Consider the following 15,433-nt stretch of genomic DNA (forward strand, 5'->3'; position numbering starts at 1 on the left):
GGTGCCCGGTGAGGACCTCCCGGCCCTGGAAGGAACGCGGGTGTGGATCGGCCGCGCCGCCGACGGCGGGCTCGAACTTCACCTGGGCGACATCGACCGTTCGACGTTGGATGCGCCGGTCAGCAAGTCGCACAGTGACCGCGTCAAGGGGACGCCCGTCATCAACTCCAGCCAGTACCACTGACCGTTGGGGTTGATCTCCAGGAAGAAGTACCGGCCGTCGGGTGTGAGGATCAGATCGATCGCGCCGAAGCGGAGACCGAGGCGTCTGACCAGTTCGACGCACAGCGAACTCAGACCTTTGGGCAGGTCCAGAACGCAATGCGGGAGGTCGTAGATTTCGGCACGCCGGAAGTCGATGCGGGCCTCCTCGAAGCCCGCCGACTTGATGCCGACGGCGAACACCTCTTCCCCGAAGACGGTGACGCGTACGTCCATCTCCTTCTCGACGAATTCCTGCAAGAAGGTCGGCCCGAAGCGGACGGATTCGATGTGCTCGAGGTCCTCGACCGTGAGCAAGTGGGTGTAGAGCCTGCAGCCTCGCTCCGGGTAGGCGATGAACGGATACGCCAGAACTTTTACGATGGCCCCGCCGCGACAGGAAGAGATGAAGCCCGCAGCGGAATCGACGTCGTTCGTCACCGTGAAGCGGGGAACGGTGAAACCCATTCCAGCAGCCACATCCAGCTGCATCACCTTTGCGCTTGCGTTTCTGATCGCGCGCGGCTCACTGACCCAGTACGAGCGCATGCCACTCCACACCGATTGGAACAAGTGGTTGCACTCGGAACGGGTCCACTCCTTCTCTTCCGTCGTCAACCGGTCCGACAGCTCGAACTCGTCCGGTCGGCGGTACCACACGCTCTTGACGTCATCCAGATCCAGATCCGCCCCGTCCCACCTCAGTGACGTCCGCACGCCTCCGGGTGTGCTGTCCACCGTCACCGTCGACTCTGCGGGATATCCGGCCGGATTGTAGATCCTGAATTCTTCACCGCGACGTGACAGCTCGGTCGTGACCGATGCGACGTGACCATCACCTTGAGGATTGGAAATGATCAGGATCACATCGACACCCCGATGTCCGAGAACTGTACGTCCGCCCCGTCCGCCGTAACGCAGAGATCCCCGGTCAAGGGGCTTCGAGCTTGAAAGAGGAGGGCTGATTCGCCCTCCTCGAGGTTCACCCACTCTGCCGCCACCCGGATGACGAACGGGAGTGGTCGGTCGTCGTATGTCGTCGGCTCTTGTTTCGAGACGGTGGAGCTCACCACTAAACCGGCTCGACGTCGGTACAGTGAACGTCGCCAGTAGGCGTGTTCGTGCTCGAACAACCCGTTCCGCATCGCGCGAGCTTCCCGGAATCGCTGCCGAGCAGCGATTTCAGGCTGGCTTCGGCCAACTCCACCGGAAGAATGAGCAGCTCCACTCCCTGCTCCGGCGGGTCTTCCGACGACTGCGTCTGCGTCCGCATGTCACTCATGACTCTGCCTTCGGGCTAGACGGCTCCTTTATTCCATGCTATTCGCGCCATGGGGTGAAGGCATCTTCGCCACCGCCGGGGTCAGTGGGCGCCCCAGCCGCCGTCGACGGGGACGGAGGCGCCGGTGATGTAGCCGGTGTGGGGGCCGCAGAGCCAGACCGCGAGGGCGGCGACCTCGGTCGGTTCGATGAGGCGTTTGATCAGCGAGCGGTCGAGCAGCACCTCGGTGACCACGTCCTCGGCGGCGATGCCGTGGGCGGTGGCCTGGGCGGCGACCTGCTGTTCCACGAGCGGGGTGCGGACGTAGCCGGGGTTGATGCAGTTGCTCGTCACTCCGTGGCGGGCGCCTTCGACGGCCGCGACCTTGCTGAGGCCTTCGAGGCCGTGCTTGGCGGCGACGTAGGCGGACTTGTAGGCGCTGGCGCGCAGGCCGTGCACGCTGGAGATGTTCACCACGCGGCCCCAGCCGCGGGCGTACATGTGCGGCAGGCAGTGCCGGAGCAGCAGGAACGGCGCGGTGACCATCACCTTCTGGATGAGCTCGAACCGGGCCGGCGGGAAGTCCTCGATGGGTGCCACGTGCTGGAGTCCGGCACTGTTCACGAGGATGTCCACCTCGGTGGGGAGGCCGTGGAGTGCCTCGGGGTCGGCGAGGTCGACGGCGTGGGCCCGGCCGCCGGTGTCCCGGGCGGTCGCATCGGCCGCGGCGGCGTCCAGGTCCACCACGTGCACCTGCGCGCCGGCTGCGGCCAGCGCGCGGGCGCAGGCCCGGCCGATGCCGCTGCCGCCGCCGGTGACCAGGGCGGTGCGTCCGGTGAGGTCCACGGCGTGGCCGGGGGGAAGTTCGCTCGTCATGGCCGGAACGCTAGACAGGGGCCGGGCCGCCCGCCCACGGGTGCGACCACCACAGTCAGGGCCGTCCTCATGGCGGTATCCGCCACACCGCCCCCTCCCCCGCGCACCCGATCCCGCCCCGCGGCCGCCGGGCGGATCAGCCCTGGGCGGGCTCGGGGACGAAGCCGAGTCGGCGGTTCATGGCGATGGCCACCGTGTTGCCGGGGTGGTGGAAGGCCCGCAGCACGGGGACGCCCCCGGAGCGGGCGAAACCGATCGCGAGGAGCTTCATGGCCAGGGAGATCCCCCTGCCGCGGTACCCGGCCCGCACGCCGGTCATCTCGCTGAAGGCGAACCCCTCGGGCCGGATCGTCGTCGCCGCCATGCCGATCCAGGCATCCCCGTCGCGGGCCAGCACCACGCCGCGCGGGTCGTAGACCGGAGTCTCGATGCGCTGCGCCAGGTACTCGTCGAAGGTGTGGAACGCGCCCCGGCCCGGGATGTCCGCCGAGCACGCCTTGTTCAGCTCGTAGAGCGCGCGCCGGTGCTCCGGGGTGTCGCCGACGGCGGCCATGGTCGTGAGCTCGACGCCCGCTTCCCGGCAGCTCCGCAGCCGGGGCAGGAACGGGCTCTCGTCGAACGCCTCCAGGTCCAGGGCGAGTCGGACCCATTCGACGGCCACGGCAGTACCTCCGGTTCGACTCGGCGGATGTCCTCGCACCCTACCCTCCGGACGCGCACACTGGTCGTGGCGGAGGCAGGCCGGGTGCCGAGGAGGACGACCGTGGGCGTACCGATCATCATCGACTGCGATCCCGGGCACGACGATGCCCTCGCCCTCATGCTGGCCGCCGGCGACCCGGCGGTCGACCTGCTCGCCATCACCACGGTCGCGGGGAACCAGACGCTGGAGAAGACCACCCTGAACGCGCGCCGGGTGTGCACCGTCGCGGGCATCACCGGGGTGCCGGTCGCCGCCGGGTGCGACCGGCCGCTCGTACAGCCCCTGCGGGTGGCCGACGACGTGCACGGCACCTCCGGGCTGGACGGGCCGCGGTTCCCGGAGCCCACCGTGGACACCGTGCCCGAGCACGCCGTGGAACTCATCCACCGGATCCTCGCCCGGCATCCGGAACCGGTGACCCTGGTGCCGACCGCGCCGCTGACCAACATCGCGCTGCTGCTGACCCGCTACCCCGATGCGGCCGCCCGGATCCGCGAGATCGTCCTGATGGGAGGGTCCACGGAGCGCGGCAACCGGACCCCGGCCGCCGAGTTCAACATCCACACCGACCCGGAGGCGGCGGACATCGTCTTCCGCAGCGGTGTCCCGGTCACCATGTGCGGGCTCAACGTCACCCACCAGGCGCTGGCGACGCCCGAGGTCCTGGCCCGCTTCGAAGGGCTCGGTACGGACCTCGGGCGCATCTGCGCCGAACTGATGGCCTACTTCGCCGGCACCTACCACCGGTTGTGGGGTTTCCCCAGCCCGCCGCTGCACGACCCCGTCGCGGTGGCCCGGGTGATCGACCCGGGCATCGTGCGCTGCGTGGACGCGCAGGTGGACGTGGAACTGCGCGGGGAGCACACCCGCGGGGCGACCGTGGTGGACCTGCACCGGTACCTGGACCGGCCGTTGAACGCCCGGGTGGCCGTGGAGCTGGACCGGGAGCGGTTCTGGGACCGGATGGTGGCCGCCGTGGCCGCCCTCGGCGCCGCGCGGACCTGACCTGAAAGGGCTGAACAGCCTGCCCGCCCGGCGGCCTACGGCAGGTAGAGCGTGTACAGCAGCCGGTTCGGCACGGGCGGCGGGCTGCCCTGGAGTACTCCGGCGGTGGCGTTGGCCAGCAGCGCGTGCTTGACCTGTGCCGGGGTGTCCGCCGGGCGGAAGGCGAGGTGCAGGGCGACGGCGCCGGCCGTGTGCGCGGTGGCCATGGAGGTGCCGCTCAGGGTGGCCGTCGCCGTGTCGCTGTCCTTCCAGGCGGACGGGATGGCCACTCCGGGGGCGAACAGGGAGACGCAGTTGCCGTAGTTGGAGGAGGAGGCCCGCCGGTCCAGGCGGTCGGAGGCCGCGGCCACGATCGTCTCGGGCACCCGGGCCGGCGAGGTGGTGCAGGCCCCGTCGGGGCGGGCGGCGCTGCCGGCCGAGACGGTGTAGGTGATGCCGGAGGCGATCGAGGTGCGGACGGCGGCGTCGAGGGCGGTGTTGGCCGCACCGCCCAGGCTCATGTTGGCGACGGCCGGCCGGACGGCGTTCGCAGTCACCCAGTCGATGCCGGCGATCACCCCCGAGGTGGTGGCGGAGCCCTGGCAGTCGAGGACGCGTACGGCCACCAGCCGGGCGGACTTGGCGACGCCGTGGACGGTGCCGGCCGCGATCCCGCCGACGTGGGTGCCGTGGCCGTGGCAGTCCTCGCCGTTGCGGCCGTCGCCGACGGTGTCGGTGCCGACGGAGGCCCGGCCGCCGAAGTCCGTGTGCGAGGTGCGCAGTCCGGTGTCGATGACGTACACGCGGACGTCCGGGGCGGTGGTGCGGTACGTGTACGTGGTGGAGAGCGGCAGTCGGCGCTGGTCGATGCGGTCGAGTCCCCAGGGGGCGTTCGGCTGGGTCGCAGCGGGCGTCACGGCGGCGGGCGTCACGGCGGCGGCCGCCGGGTCCAAAGTCACCCGGGTGTCCTGCCGGATCCCGGCCACGCGCGGATCGGCGGCCAGGCGGACGGCTTCGGCCCGGCTCATCCGCGCGGAGAAGCCGTGCAGGGCGGAGGTGTAGACGTGGCCGATGCGGACCCGGCCGGCCGTGCGGCCGGTCAGCTCGCGGGCCGTGGAGGCCGCGTCGGCGGTGCGGGCCGAGCCCTTGAGGGTGACGATCCAGGAGTCCGGTATCGCGGTCTCGCCGGGGGCGGCGTACGTGACGTCCGCCGCGGCCGGTGCGGCGGCCGCCGCCGGTCCGGTGGCGGCGAGCGGCAGCGCGGCGGCCAGCAGGGCGGCGGGCAGCAGCGCAGCGGGCAGCGGGGATAACGCGGGCAGTCGGCGGCGTAGCACTCTCATACGAGGGCACCTGAACCTTTCTCAACCGGTGTGGGGGCGCCGGTGGTCCGGCGGAGCGCACGCCAGAGTGCCGTGGCGGCCGTGGCCGCACAAGAGTGCGTGGCCGGCCGGGAACACGGCGGAGCCCGGGAGCAGACCTGCTTCCGGGCTCCTGTGTGCCGGTTCTCAGCTGCCGCGAGGTCAGACCGGGACGGTGACGAACGCCTTGCCGGCCTCGTTCTCGACCACGATCTCCTTCACGTCGGCCGGGTCCACCGCCGCGGAGCCGTCCAGCGAGGCCCCCTTGGCCTCACCGTTGGCCTGGCTGCCCACCACCCAGCTGCCCGCCGTGGTGCGGCTGCCGTCGCGAGCGACCACGACCAGCCGGCACCGCTCGCCGGGCGGGACTCCGGTCACGGCGGCGTTGACCCGCACCCACTGCGTGGCCGGGACCATCCTCACGGTCATCCGGGCGCCGGTGGCCTCGTCGGTGGCAGAGCCCAACCGGGTCCCGGCGGGCGGCGTGGCGGGTGAGGTCGGAGCGGTCGTCGCCGGGGGCAGGGGCAGGGCGACCGGCGGCTCGCCGCCCCCGCCGCCCGCGGCCGTGCCGGCCCAGAACACCGCCGCGAAGGCGGCGGCCGCCGCCAGGCCGACGACGGCCCGGCGGCGGCGCAGGCTGCCCGCCCGTTCGCTCCGCATCTGCCGCAGCGTGCGCTGAAGCAGCAGGTCTCCGCCCTGCGGAGGCCCGTCCAGGAAGGCCTCCTGGGGTACCTCGCCGAGCGCCGCCTCCATCTCGCGCAAGGCGGTCACCTCCCGCCCGCACTGCTCGCAGCCAGCCACATGTTCTTCGACACGCAGGACGTCCGCCTCGTCGAGTACGCCGAGGACGTACGGGCCGAGCAGTTCCTCCTCCGCGTGCTGCTGCCGGTTCATGCCACCACCTCCCTGAGTCCGGCGGGCTGTTGGGGCCTGCTCGGTCGGTTGCCTTCCCTGAACGTCTCGCGCAGGGCCTTGAGTGCGTAGTGCGAGCGCGATTTCACCGTGCCCGCGGGGATGCCGAGGCTGTCGGCGGCTTCCGCCACGCTGCGCTCGCGGTAGTACAGCTCCGTGAGCACGTCGCGGTGTTCGGGCGACAGCTTGTCGAGTGCGCCCAGTACGGTCATCGCGTCGACGACCGCGTCGGAGTGGTCCGCCTCCACCGGCGGTGTCGCGGCGGAGCCGGCGACCTCCGTCGGCCGGGCGGCCTTGGCGCGGTAGCGGTCGGTGATGATGTTGCGGGCCACCGTCAGCAGCCAGCCGCGCACCGAGCCCTTTCCGTTGACCAGGACGTCCGAGTGGCGCCAGGCCCGGATGAGGGTCTCCTGTACGACGTCCTCGGCCGTGGCCCGGTCGCCGGTCAGCCGGGTCGCGTACGCGAGCAGGGCGTTGCCGTGCTCCTCGTACACCGACCTGATCAGTGCTTCGTCGGTCGAGCCCCGCCGACTGCGGGGCCACAGTGGTCCGGCCATCTCACCCTCTCCGTCTTCCTCGCCTGCGTCGTGCGGAACACGCGGCCCCGGCCCCGGCCGTTCATGTGGCGTGCGTCACACGTGCGGGCGGTGGGTCGCGTTCAGCAGCGGCGGCCCTCGTTCAGGCAGGCGACGATCCCGGCCATCTGGCTGTCCGTCATCACGTTCACGAACATGGCGTGGTCGGTGCGGGGGCTGTGCCGCTGCTCGGGGAAGGAGTCCAGGGCGACCGGCGCGCCGGGCGGGACGTCGTAGGCGAGGGAGATGCGGAGCTCCGGGACGGGGAAGGTGCCGGGCGGGCAGACCCCGTTGACGGCGGGGAAGCGGAGGTGGCTGCGGGTGTCGTTGACGGTGTCCAGCCCGTTCCAGCAGCTGGGGAAGGACAGGGTGCGGGTGAGCCGGTCGCCGGCCGGGCATTTCGGGTACTTCGTGGTGGAGCGGTCCGGGAAGCCCGAACAGCCCCAGCGGGCCCGTACGTCGGCGTCGGTCGCGGCGGTGAAGGCGACGGCGTCTCCGGTGATGACCCGCAGGAAGCGGGGCATGGCCACGACCTTGCTCGTGGGGTTGCCCCGGAACTCCAGCCCCACCTCGGCGGGGAGCAGGATCTCGCCGGTGTTGCCGTGGCCGGCGGCCTTCTCGTACGGGCGGGTGGCGGGCCGGTCCGGGCGGCGAAGCACCGGCCAGTAGTAGGTCGAGCGGTCGCCGCTGCGGCAGGTGGTGGGGGCGGCGGCCAGCTCCTCGTCCGTCGAGGTGGCACGGGTGGCCAGGTTGCCGACGTAGGAGTGCGTGTGGTGGGCGCCGCCGGCGAGGCCGGGTGAGACCACCAGGTTGTCCTCGTTGTAGTGGGCCTCTTCGTTGCGGCCGCAGTCGACGGCGACGGTTCCGGTGGAGGCGTCCGGACCGGCGGGCGGTTCGGGCTGCGTCGCGGGCGGTACGTCGCGCATGTCCTGATAGTCGCTTGCCGCGGGAGGAGAGCCGTCCGCCCCGTGGTGCGGGCCGGAGGCGCGCGAGGCGCCCAGCACGGCCGCGGCCAGGACGCCGCCCAGCGCCAGGCAGACGATCAGCGTGAGCAGTCGGCGTTCTTTCCCCATGCGGGCCACGGTCGCCGGTGCCCGCCGCGCACGTCAACCCGGCCCCGCGGGGGGCTGCGGTCCCCCGGGGGCGCCCCGCCGCTCAGGCGTCGGCGTGCTCCGCGCCGCCGGCGGGAACGCCGAGCCCCTCCCCGGAGGATCCGGGGGCGGCGGGGGCCCCGAGGAGGAGGGCCAGCAGCCCGGCGACCTGCACCCCGGCTTCGGCGGGGTGCCGGAAGAGGGCGCCCGGGGCGATCTCGTACCGGTTGCGGCGGCCGTCCCGGGAGCGGGTGAGATACCCGTCACCCTCCAGGTCCGTGACGATCATCTGCACGGTGCGCTCGGTCAGCCGGCACAGCGCGGCGACGTCACGCAGGCGGACGCCGGGATCGCGGGCAATCGCGACCAGCACGCGCGCATGATTCGTCAGAAATGTCCAGTTCTGTCGATGTGGTGCGGTCCCCATCGCCCCATGATGGCAGAGGACGGGCGAGACTCAAGACGTGAAATGCATTTCCTGTATTTCTTGACGTATGACCGGGACAGCGCAATCATGCGGACAGCCCCACCGGAAACCCTTCGTCCGCAGACGCCGCCGCCGGCGACAGAAGAACAGCAGGAAGCCGAGCCCGACGCCGACACCGACACCGACACCGCAGCACCAGACCGCGCCGTAAGCCCACAAGCCCAAGGAGCGAAGCCATGCGCAGCACCTCCCTCTCCCTCTCCGACGACGCCCGCCTCGCGGGACTCCCGCGGATCGAGGACCCCGGAGAACTGTCGACCCGGGATGCGAGGGAACTGTCGAAGGCCTACTTCCAGTGCCTGAAGACGCTGGAACCGGGCACCCACGCCTACTCGTACGTGCGCGACACACTGATCCGGATGAACCTCTCGCTGGTGCGGTATGCGGTCCGGCGGTTCCGCAAGCGCGGGGACGCCGGCGACGTCGAGGACCTGATGCAGGTCGGCACCATCGGCCTGATCAAGGCCATCGACCGGTTCGACCCCGACCGCGGCATCGAGTTCGCCACCCTGGCGCTGCCGTACATCACCGGTGAGATCAAGCGGCACTTCCGCGACACCACCTGGGCCGTGCGCGTCCCGCGCCGCCTCCAGGAGCTCCGCATCGACCTCGCCAAGGGGAAGGAGGAGCTCACGGCGCTCCTCGGCCGCTCCCCCACGGTCCGGGACCTCGCCGAACACCTGAACCTGAGCGAGGACGAGGTCGTCGAGGGGCTGGTCGCCGCCAACGGGCACACCAGCAGCTCCCTCGACGCGCCGCAGGGCGGCCACGCGGAGGGCGACGCCGCCCGCGACGGCCGCGACGGCCCCCGCAGCCTGGCCGAGGTCATGGGCCAGGAGCAGGCGGACCTGGAGCTGGTCGAGGACATCCAGACCCTGGCCCCCCTGCTGGAGCAGCTGGACGAGCGGGAACGCCGCCTGCTGCGGCTCCGCTTCGGGGAGGAGATGACGCAGGCTCAGATCGGGGCCGAGCTGGAGCTCTCCCAGATGCACGTCTCCCGGCTGCTGACCCGGACCCTCGGCCGGTTGCGCGAGGGCATGTTGGCCGCCTGAGCGGGCAGGCGCGTCAGGGAACGGGCCGTGCCCGCGCCGGGTGACCGTCGCGGGCACGGCCGTACCCGACCGGCCGGAGCTCGGGGCTCCGGCCCCTTGGAGGACGCAGCGATGTCCGATGTCTCACGTCTGCCCGGCGCCTTCGAGCACCACTGGAGCTGGCAGTTGCACGCCGCCTGCCGGACGCTCGGCAGCGGGATGTTCTTCCATCCGACCGGCGAACGCGGGCCGGAGCGCGAGGACCGGGAAGAGGCCGCGAAGCGGGTCTGCGCCGACTGCCCGGTCCGTCGCGAGTGCCTGACCTACGCGCTGCGGGCGCGGGAGCCGTACGGAGTCTGGGGCGGTCTCTCCGCCCGCGAGCGGCGCGCCGTACTCACGGCCTGAACGGCGGCGCTCACGGCGTGAACGTCCATTGCCGGTCGGCGGTTTGGGTGCAGGACTCCCGGGTCAGCCGGGTGCCGTCGGCGGTGCCCGAGCCGGCCGGGGCGAGGCAGAGGCCGGCATTGCGGAGACTGCCCTGGGGTCCTTGCTGCCAGCTCTGGCCGCTGCTGCCGTTGCAGGGCTGGATCGTCACCCGGGAGGCGGCGGCCCCGTCGAGGCAGACGCCGGAGAGGCCGGTGAGGCGGCCGTCGGGGTGCAGGGTCCAGCGCTGGTTGGGTCCGCCGTGGCAGCCGTACAGGGTGGGTTCGGTGCCGGGTGCGGTGGCGCTGTACGGCAGGTCGACGCAGGTGGCGGAGGCGGCGTTGACCAGGGTGGCGTCCGAAGGCAGCGGGGCCGGGCGGCCGGTGGCGGTGAACTCGGCGGCGCTGGTCCACGGTCCGCGTCCGCCGGCCTCGGTCAGGGCTTTGACGCGGAGGTAGCGGCCGGTCTTCGCGGCGAGCGGGACCGTCTTGACGGCAGCGGTGTCGGCGAAGGTGCCCGAGGCCACCGGAGAGCCCCAGTCGGCGGTGGTGTCCGAGACGTACACCTCGTACCCGCCGATCCGGCCGTTGACGCCGCCGTCCTGGCGGGGCAGGTGGCCGAGCCCGTCGACCGTGTAGCGGGCGCCGAGGTCGATCTGGATCTCGTGCGGCAGCGGGGCGGCCGTGCCGCCGGACCAGGCGGTGTGCCAGAGGGTGGCCGGGTTGCCGTCGAAGGCGTTCACCGCGGCGCCGTTCTCGGCGGCGGTCTCCTGGCTGTCGGCGTGCGCCAGGCTCCACCCGGCGTGGGGGATGGTGGTGGAGCCTGGCAGCGGGGAGGTCGCGGGGACGGTGGTGCCCGTGGCCGCGACGGTGAAGGCAGCCGACTGTGCGCCGGTCTTGGTCCAGAGGACGCCCGCCCGGTCGGCCGGGTCGAAGTACCAGCCGGTCTGCGCGGCCTCGTAGGCGGCCTTGGAGGTGTGCCGGGGCAGGGCGCTTCCGTTCAGGGTCACCCCGGCCGGGGCGGTGGCGACGTGCAGGGTGAGCTCGTAGCCGCGGGAGGCGGGCTTGCCGGCGTACGTGCCGGTGGCGGCGCCGACCGAGACGGTGACGTCGCCGGTGCCGGCGGCGGGGGCGGTGACGTCCACCTTCTGCCGGGCGTAGGCGCCGTTCTGGTGGGCGCGGGTGAGGCCGTCGTCCTCGTAGAGGGTGAAGGAGGAGGCGCCGCGCGGGTGGATGTCGTAGGTGAGGGTGGAGACCGGCTTCTCGCCGGTGTGGTTCATCTGCGGCCACATCGGCACGATGGCCCCGCCCTTGACGAAGAGGGGAAGGGTGTCGAGGGGGGCGGCGTAGCCGTTGAGCCAGCCGGGGCCGGCGTAGGTCTTCCCGGTCCAGTAGTCGGTCCAGGTGCCGGCGGGCAGGTAGATGCCGTCGCGGACGGCGGTGTCGGAGACGACGGGTGCGACGAGGAAGGAGTCGCCGGCCATGAACTGGCCGCTGGTGAGATTGCCGCGGGCCACCGGGTCGGCGGGGTGTTCCAGCACCATCGCACGAGTGCTGGGGACGCCGGTCTCGTGCGCGACGCGGCTCATCGTGTACAGGTACGGCATCAGCCGCATCTTCAGCTTGAGGTACTTGCGGTTGATGGACAGGTAGGGCTCGGCGAACCGCCAGGGCTGCTTGTCGTGGTAGCCGGCGGCGGGGTTGGTCGCGCCCCAGCCGGACATGGTCATGAAGGCCGGGGTGAAGGCCTTCCACTGGAGGTCGCGGACGTAGGTCTTGGGGCTGCCGCCGAAGATGCCGTCGACATCGCCGGCGGCGTGGTTGAGGGCGGACAGTCCGGCGCCGGTGATGGCGGGGACGTGCCAGCGCATGTCGTCCCAGGTGCCGTGCGTGTCGCCGGTCCAGACGACGGCGTTGCGCTGGGTGCCGGCCCAGCCGTCGACCGTCCAGACGTAGCGGCGGGCGTCGGAGTTCTTCTCGATGCCGTCGACGGCCTGTTGTACGCCGTCGAAGGCGTACTTGTACCCGCTGCCGATCCAGGCGACGTCGGTCTTGACCCCGCGGCTCCCCTGGACGCCGACCTCGTCGGCGATCCGGCCGAGGCCGGTGGAGGTCCACAGCCCGGTCTGGAAGCCCTTCGCCTTGAGGGCGTCCACGGTGGACTTCAGGGGGGCGGTGTAGCCGCAGCCGTAGCCGTCGTTGGGCAGGAACCAGCCGGAGGGCATGTCCGCGGCCCGGGCGTCGGCGGCGTACGAGACCACGTCCGGGGTGGTCTGGTGGCGGGCCCGGCCGTGGTCGCCCTGGTACTCGGGGTTGGAGGCGTTCCAGCAGTCGGCGTTGCCGAGTTCGAAGCCCCACAGGGGAGCCATGAAGGGTTTGCCGGTGACATCGGTGTAGCCGTCCAGGACTCCCTTGAGGGAGTCGCCGGTGAAGTACCAGGCGTCGAAGCGGCTTTCGTCGTGGGTGAGGGTGCCGGTGGCGTGGAAGCCGTAGGAGCCGGGGGCCCAGGTGTTGCGCATGACGCCGTAGCCGTTGGTGGACATGTAGAAGGGCGCCGGGCTGGCGTTGTTGTTCTCGCGCCACTTGTTGTCCACGGCGACGGGCACGGTCTTGTCGCGCAGCGCCCACTCCCCCAGCCGCAGCCCGGTGCCGTAGAACTGCTCGTCCGCGCCGCGGGCGAGGTACTGGGTGGTCTGGCTGCCGGTCCAGGAGGTGGGCCGGGTCTCCTGCCAGACCAGGGTGGTGTCGTCCGCGCGGTAGACGGAGAACTGCAGGGGCGATTTGTTGATGCGGATCGACAGGGCGCCGGTGGTGATGCGGTGGTGGGTGCCGGCGTCGGTGAGGGAAGCCGTCACCGGGCCGAAGTCGGTGGTGATCGCGAGGTCGGTGCCGGCCGGGTCGTCGGCGAAGCGGCCGTCGGGCGACAGCCACAGGCGGAAGATGTCGGCACGGGCGATGACCAGGCGGACCTTGGCCTTGGTGGAGGTGCTGATGGTGAAGGTGTTGCCGGCGCGGGTGATGCCGGTGACCGAGCCTGCGGTCGCGGCCGGCGCTGCGGCAGCGGCCGCCGGCGGGGCGGGTGCGGTGACGGCGAGGGCCGTCAGCGCCAGGGCGAGGGCGAGCAGGGCGCCGAGGATGCGCAGGCGTCCTGGGGACCGTCCTCGGTCCGGGCGGAGACGGTACGCCGGACGGCGTCGGCCACGGATCATGGTGCGGCTCCTTGTGCGGTCGGACGGTCCCGGAGGGCTTGCTCGAGCTCGCTTGTCATGCGCTCGGCAAAATACCGCTTCGGGACGGCCGACCGAAGGGAGTTGCTCGAAACTGGCCTGCTTCACGCATTTTCGAGCATCCGCGTGGCCGGGAGGCCCGGCGACCGGGGGCCGTCGGCCGCAGGGTGTCGACCGGGAGTTACCGGGGGTTACCGGGGGTGCGGCAGGTAGCGCTGCGGGGCCCGGCGCTGCTCGGGCGGGGCGGGCACCGGCGGCGCGAAGGGCTTCGGGGAGAGGGCCGGCAGCCCGGGGTGGACCACGCACAGTGGCATGCGCCCGGTTTCCGCCGCAGCCGCGCGCAGGCGCCCGTCGGCGGCGAGGCGGTCGGCGCCCACGTACAGGTAGGCGTTCTGCGCGTACCGGGGCTCGATCTCGGGGTCGTCCCACAGGCGGGCGCGCAGGCAGTCGACGAGTGCGTAGCCCCATTGGCCGAAGCGGTCGCGCCAGTAGTTCGGCCACTGCTCGTTGCGGTGACCGGTGCCGGTCTGGCCGGGGATCGCGGCCGAGAAGAGGACCACGTCGGAGAGGGTGCAGAGGTCGCCGACCAGGGAGTCGGCGCGGACCGGGTCCAGCTGCTGGGCCACTTCCATGCACACGGCCAGGTCGAAGCGGCGGCCGTCCAGGCGCAGGGGGTGGGCGAGGTCCCGGGCGAGGAAGCCGTCGGGCGGGATGTGCCGGGCGTCCTCGGCCACCCGGCCGCCGTCGATGCCGAGGATCGTCTCGGCGCCGAGGCGCTGCGCGGCGGCCAGCCAGGCGCCCGTGCCGCACCCCACGTCGACCACGCAGGCCGGGCGGACGAGATCGAAAACCAGGGGCAGTACGCGCTCGGCGGACCGGGCCGCGCCGTCCTGCCGGCCCGCGTGGAACCACTCGCCGTAGGCTTCGTTGCGGGACATGGTCATCCGTCATCACCTCGCGACTCGCCGCTCGCCCTCCAGGCGGAAGCGACCCTTCCACAGGTGGTTGCGGGGGCGGGAACGGCACGCCCCGGGCGGACCGAAGACGGCTCATGTGACTATTCGGGGGACGGTTCGGACCCGGGAAGAGGGATCACGATGAGCGAGAAGGCCCGCAAGCTGTTCGACGCGCTCGATCTGAACGCGGACGGCACGCTGACCCGAGCCGAGGTGATCTCGGCGCTCCGGTCGAAGGGTCCCACCCTGGCCGCCCAGGGCCATCTGCCGTACTGGGCCGTGGGGGATGCCGACGCCTCCTCCGCCCTGTTCGACGCGGCGGACCAGAACGGGGACAGCGTCCTGTCCTTCGAGGAGTTCGCCGCGGTGGTGGACCGCCGCTTCGGCTGGTAGGTCACCGGCCGCGACCCTGCGCAGGCAGAGCGTCACCAACCTGTGGGAAGCTGGGGGACATATCACCCCAAGAGGGATTCGGAATCCTCCGGCGGTGAGAGAATTCAGTGACAGCCGAGGCGGATGGGGTTGACAGACATGTCGACGTCTACCCACGAGGTGTACGGCGCGCCCTGCTGGGTCAGCCTGATGGCCCGCGACCTGGCGGCGGCCGAGCACTTCTACGGCGAGGTGCTGGGATGGAGCTTCCGGCGGACCGGGCTCGGCGAGGCGTTCCGCGTCGCCTTCCTGGAAGGGATTCCGGTGGCCGGGATCGGAGCCCTCGCCGAGCGCCTCTCCGTGCCCGTGGCCTGGACCCCGTACTTCGCCGTCGACGACGCCGACGTGACGGCGGCGCGGATCACGGAGCGCAGCGGCACCCTGGCCGTCGGCCCGCTGAGTTTCGGCACCGGCCGGGCCGCGCTGGCCGCCGACCGTGAGGGCGCGGTCTTCGGGATCTGGCAGGGGGAGGTCATCCCCGACTGGCACGTCGGCCGGAAGAACGCCCCCGCCTGGCTGGAGCTGCGCACCCGGCAGGCCCTCGACGCCGCGATCTTCTACGGGGAGGTCCTCGACTGGGGCTGTGACCGCGAGGGGTGCTGCGACGCCTCCTACGAGGACGGCCACGTGGTGCTGCGGCACAGCGGGCACCCGGTGGCCCGGATCCGCGGCGGGGCCGTCGAAGAGGCTCCCGATCCGCGGATCCGGCCGCGCTGGCACGTCAACTTCCGGGTGCCGGACCTGGAGTCCGCCGTCACCACGGCCCTGAGCCTGGGCGGCACCACCGTCCCGACCGGGGCGGAGGAGGAGGGCCGCCGGCACGCCACGCTGCGGGACCCCGACGGAGGGCTGTTCACCATCGCCACGACCGTGGACGCGGATCCGTACGAGCCCCGTGTGACGGCCTGACGCGGTCG

16 protein-coding genes are annotated in these 15,433 nt (G+C 72.1%); 5 read left to right on the forward strand and 11 right to left on the reverse strand.

Going from position 1 to position 15,433, the window contains the following annotated elements; genetic code table 11:
• Positions 1-78 precede the first annotated feature (78 nt).
• The 4 genes from AB0447_RS11075 to AB0447_RS11090 all read right to left on the reverse strand — a co-directional run bounded on the left by AB0447_RS11075 (position 79) and on the right by AB0447_RS11090 (position 2,999).
• Positions 79-1,068 carry an MvdC/MvdD family ATP grasp protein gene (locus AB0447_RS11075; RefSeq protein ID WP_366476290.1) on the reverse strand — a complete coding sequence of 330 codons (990 nt, stop codon included), beginning with the start codon at positions 1,066-1,068 and terminating at the stop codon, positions 79-81.
• 205 nt (positions 1,069-1,273) lie between these two features.
• The gene (locus tag AB0447_RS11080) at positions 1,274-1,483 is read right to left on the reverse strand and encodes a hypothetical protein (protein ID WP_366476291.1); all 210 of its coding nucleotides are present in this window, start codon (positions 1,481-1,483) and stop codon (positions 1,274-1,276) included.
• A gap of 81 nt (positions 1,484-1,564) precedes the next feature.
• Complete coding sequence (locus tag AB0447_RS11085; protein ID WP_366476292.1) at positions 1,565-2,338, reverse strand: 3-hydroxybutyrate dehydrogenase; 774 nt, start codon at positions 2,336-2,338, stop codon at positions 1,565-1,567.
• A gap of 136 nt (positions 2,339-2,474) precedes the next feature.
• Entirely contained in the window at positions 2,475-2,999 is a 525-nt protein-coding gene (locus AB0447_RS11090; RefSeq protein ID WP_366476293.1) for a GNAT family N-acetyltransferase, read from the reverse strand.
• 102 nt (positions 3,000-3,101) lie between these two features.
• On the opposite strand from AB0447_RS11090, the gene AB0447_RS11095 reads away from it, so the two are divergent.
• Entirely contained in the window at positions 3,102-4,046 is a 945-nt protein-coding gene (locus tag AB0447_RS11095; RefSeq protein WP_366476294.1) for a nucleoside hydrolase, read from the forward strand.
• A 35-nt stretch (positions 4,047-4,081) separates the two neighbouring features.
• Here the strand turns inward: AB0447_RS11095 and AB0447_RS11100 are convergent, their stop codons facing one another.
• The 5 genes from AB0447_RS11100 to AB0447_RS11120 all read right to left on the reverse strand — a co-directional run bounded on the left by AB0447_RS11100 (position 4,082) and on the right by AB0447_RS11120 (position 8,388).
• A complete protein-coding gene (locus AB0447_RS11100; RefSeq protein WP_366476295.1) occupies positions 4,082-5,365 on the reverse strand; it encodes a S8 family peptidase in 1,284 nt (427 codons plus the stop codon).
• A 180-nt stretch (positions 5,366-5,545) separates the two neighbouring features.
• Positions 5,546-6,277, reverse strand: coding sequence for a zf-HC2 domain-containing protein (locus AB0447_RS11105; protein ID WP_366476296.1), 732 nt, complete (start codon positions 6,275-6,277; stop codon positions 5,546-5,548).
• Positions 6,274-6,852: a sigma-70 family RNA polymerase sigma factor gene (locus tag AB0447_RS11110; protein ID WP_366476297.1), complete on the reverse strand. Its 579-nt coding sequence runs from the start codon at positions 6,850-6,852 to the stop codon at positions 6,274-6,276. The genes AB0447_RS11105 and AB0447_RS11110 overlap by 4 nt, the downstream gene beginning before the upstream one ends.
• 101 nt (positions 6,853-6,953) lie before the next feature.
• Positions 6,954-7,943: a DUF1996 domain-containing protein gene (locus AB0447_RS11115; protein WP_366476298.1), complete on the reverse strand. Its 990-nt coding sequence runs from the start codon at positions 7,941-7,943 to the stop codon at positions 6,954-6,956.
• A gap of 82 nt (positions 7,944-8,025) precedes the next feature.
• Positions 8,026-8,388 carry a helix-turn-helix domain-containing protein gene (locus tag AB0447_RS11120; RefSeq protein ID WP_366476299.1) on the reverse strand — a complete coding sequence of 121 codons (363 nt, stop codon included), beginning with the start codon at positions 8,386-8,388 and terminating at the stop codon, positions 8,026-8,028.
• A gap of 236 nt (positions 8,389-8,624) precedes the next feature.
• Here AB0447_RS11120 and AB0447_RS11125 point away from each other — a divergent pair, with 236 nt between their 5' ends.
• Positions 8,625-9,500 (forward strand): SigB/SigF/SigG family RNA polymerase sigma factor, encoded by an 876-nt coding sequence (locus AB0447_RS11125; protein WP_366476300.1) that lies wholly within the window; start codon positions 8,625-8,627, stop codon positions 9,498-9,500.
• Positions 9,501-9,611: 111 nt separating this feature from the next.
• Positions 9,612-9,884: a WhiB family transcriptional regulator gene (locus tag AB0447_RS11130; RefSeq protein WP_366476301.1), complete on the forward strand. Its 273-nt coding sequence runs from the start codon at positions 9,612-9,614 to the stop codon at positions 9,882-9,884.
• Between the two features lie 10 nt (positions 9,885-9,894).
• On the opposite strand, the gene AB0447_RS11135 is transcribed toward AB0447_RS11130, so the two are convergent.
• Both AB0447_RS11135 and AB0447_RS11140 read right to left on the reverse strand, forming a co-directional pair.
• Complete coding sequence (locus AB0447_RS11135; protein ID WP_366476302.1) at positions 9,895-13,110, reverse strand: TIM-barrel domain-containing protein; 3,216 nt, start codon at positions 13,108-13,110, stop codon at positions 9,895-9,897.
• A 209-nt stretch (positions 13,111-13,319) separates the two neighbouring features.
• Positions 13,320-14,066 carry a class I SAM-dependent methyltransferase gene (locus AB0447_RS11140; protein WP_366476303.1) on the reverse strand — a complete coding sequence of 249 codons (747 nt, stop codon included), beginning with the start codon at positions 14,064-14,066 and terminating at the stop codon, positions 13,320-13,322.
• Between the two features lie 159 nt (positions 14,067-14,225).
• On the opposite strand from AB0447_RS11140, the gene AB0447_RS11145 reads away from it, so the two are divergent.
• Together AB0447_RS11145 and AB0447_RS11150 are read left to right on the forward strand one after the other, a co-directional pair.
• On the forward strand, positions 14,226-14,477 hold the full coding sequence (locus AB0447_RS11145; protein ID WP_366476304.1) for an EF-hand domain-containing protein: 252 nt from the start codon (positions 14,226-14,228) through the stop codon (positions 14,475-14,477).
• 138 nt (positions 14,478-14,615) lie between these two features.
• The gene (locus tag AB0447_RS11150) at positions 14,616-15,425 is read left to right on the forward strand and encodes a VOC family protein (RefSeq protein WP_366476305.1); all 810 of its coding nucleotides are present in this window, start codon (positions 14,616-14,618) and stop codon (positions 15,423-15,425) included.
• The last annotated feature ends 8 nt before the right edge of the window (positions 15,426-15,433 follow it).

It is taken from the genome of Streptomyces sp. NPDC051211, from assembly GCF_040689505.1.
Taxonomy (GTDB): Bacteria; Actinomycetota; Actinomycetes; order Streptomycetales; family Streptomycetaceae; genus Streptomyces.

Coding starts and splice junctions, on each gene's coding strand:
- AB0447_RS11080 (WP_366476291.1), bottom strand. CDS start 1,483: ATGAGTGACATGCGGACGCAGACGCAGTCGTCGGAAGACCCGCCGGAG.
- AB0447_RS11085 (WP_366476292.1), bottom strand. CDS start 2,338: ATGACGAGCGAACTTCCCCCCGGCCACGCCGTGGACCTCACCGGACGC.
- AB0447_RS11100 (WP_366476295.1), bottom strand. CDS start 5,365: ATGAGAGTGCTACGCCGCCGACTGCCCGCGTTATCCCCGCTGCCCGCT.
- AB0447_RS11105 (WP_366476296.1), bottom strand. CDS start 6,277: ATGAACCGGCAGCAGCACGCGGAGGAGGAACTGCTCGGCCCGTACGTC.
- AB0447_RS11110 (WP_366476297.1), bottom strand. CDS start 6,852: ATGGCCGGACCACTGTGGCCCCGCAGTCGGCGGGGCTCGACCGACGAA.
- AB0447_RS11115 (WP_366476298.1), bottom strand. CDS start 7,943: ATGGGGAAAGAACGCCGACTGCTCACGCTGATCGTCTGCCTGGCGCTG.
- AB0447_RS11120 (WP_366476299.1), bottom strand. CDS start 8,388: ATGGGGACCGCACCACATCGACAGAACTGGACATTTCTGACGAATCAT.
- AB0447_RS11125 (WP_366476300.1), top strand. CDS start 8,625: ATGCGCAGCACCTCCCTCTCCCTCTCCGACGACGCCCGCCTCGCGGGA.
- AB0447_RS11130 (WP_366476301.1), top strand. CDS start 9,612: ATGTCCGATGTCTCACGTCTGCCCGGCGCCTTCGAGCACCACTGGAGC.
- AB0447_RS11135 (WP_366476302.1), bottom strand. CDS start 13,110: ATGATCCGTGGCCGACGCCGTCCGGCGTACCGTCTCCGCCCGGACCGA.
- AB0447_RS11140 (WP_366476303.1), bottom strand. CDS start 14,066: ATGTCCCGCAACGAAGCCTACGGCGAGTGGTTCCACGCGGGCCGGCAG.
- AB0447_RS11145 (WP_366476304.1), top strand. CDS start 14,226: ATGAGCGAGAAGGCCCGCAAGCTGTTCGACGCGCTCGATCTGAACGCG.
- AB0447_RS11150 (WP_366476305.1), top strand. CDS start 14,616: ATGTCGACGTCTACCCACGAGGTGTACGGCGCGCCCTGCTGGGTCAGC.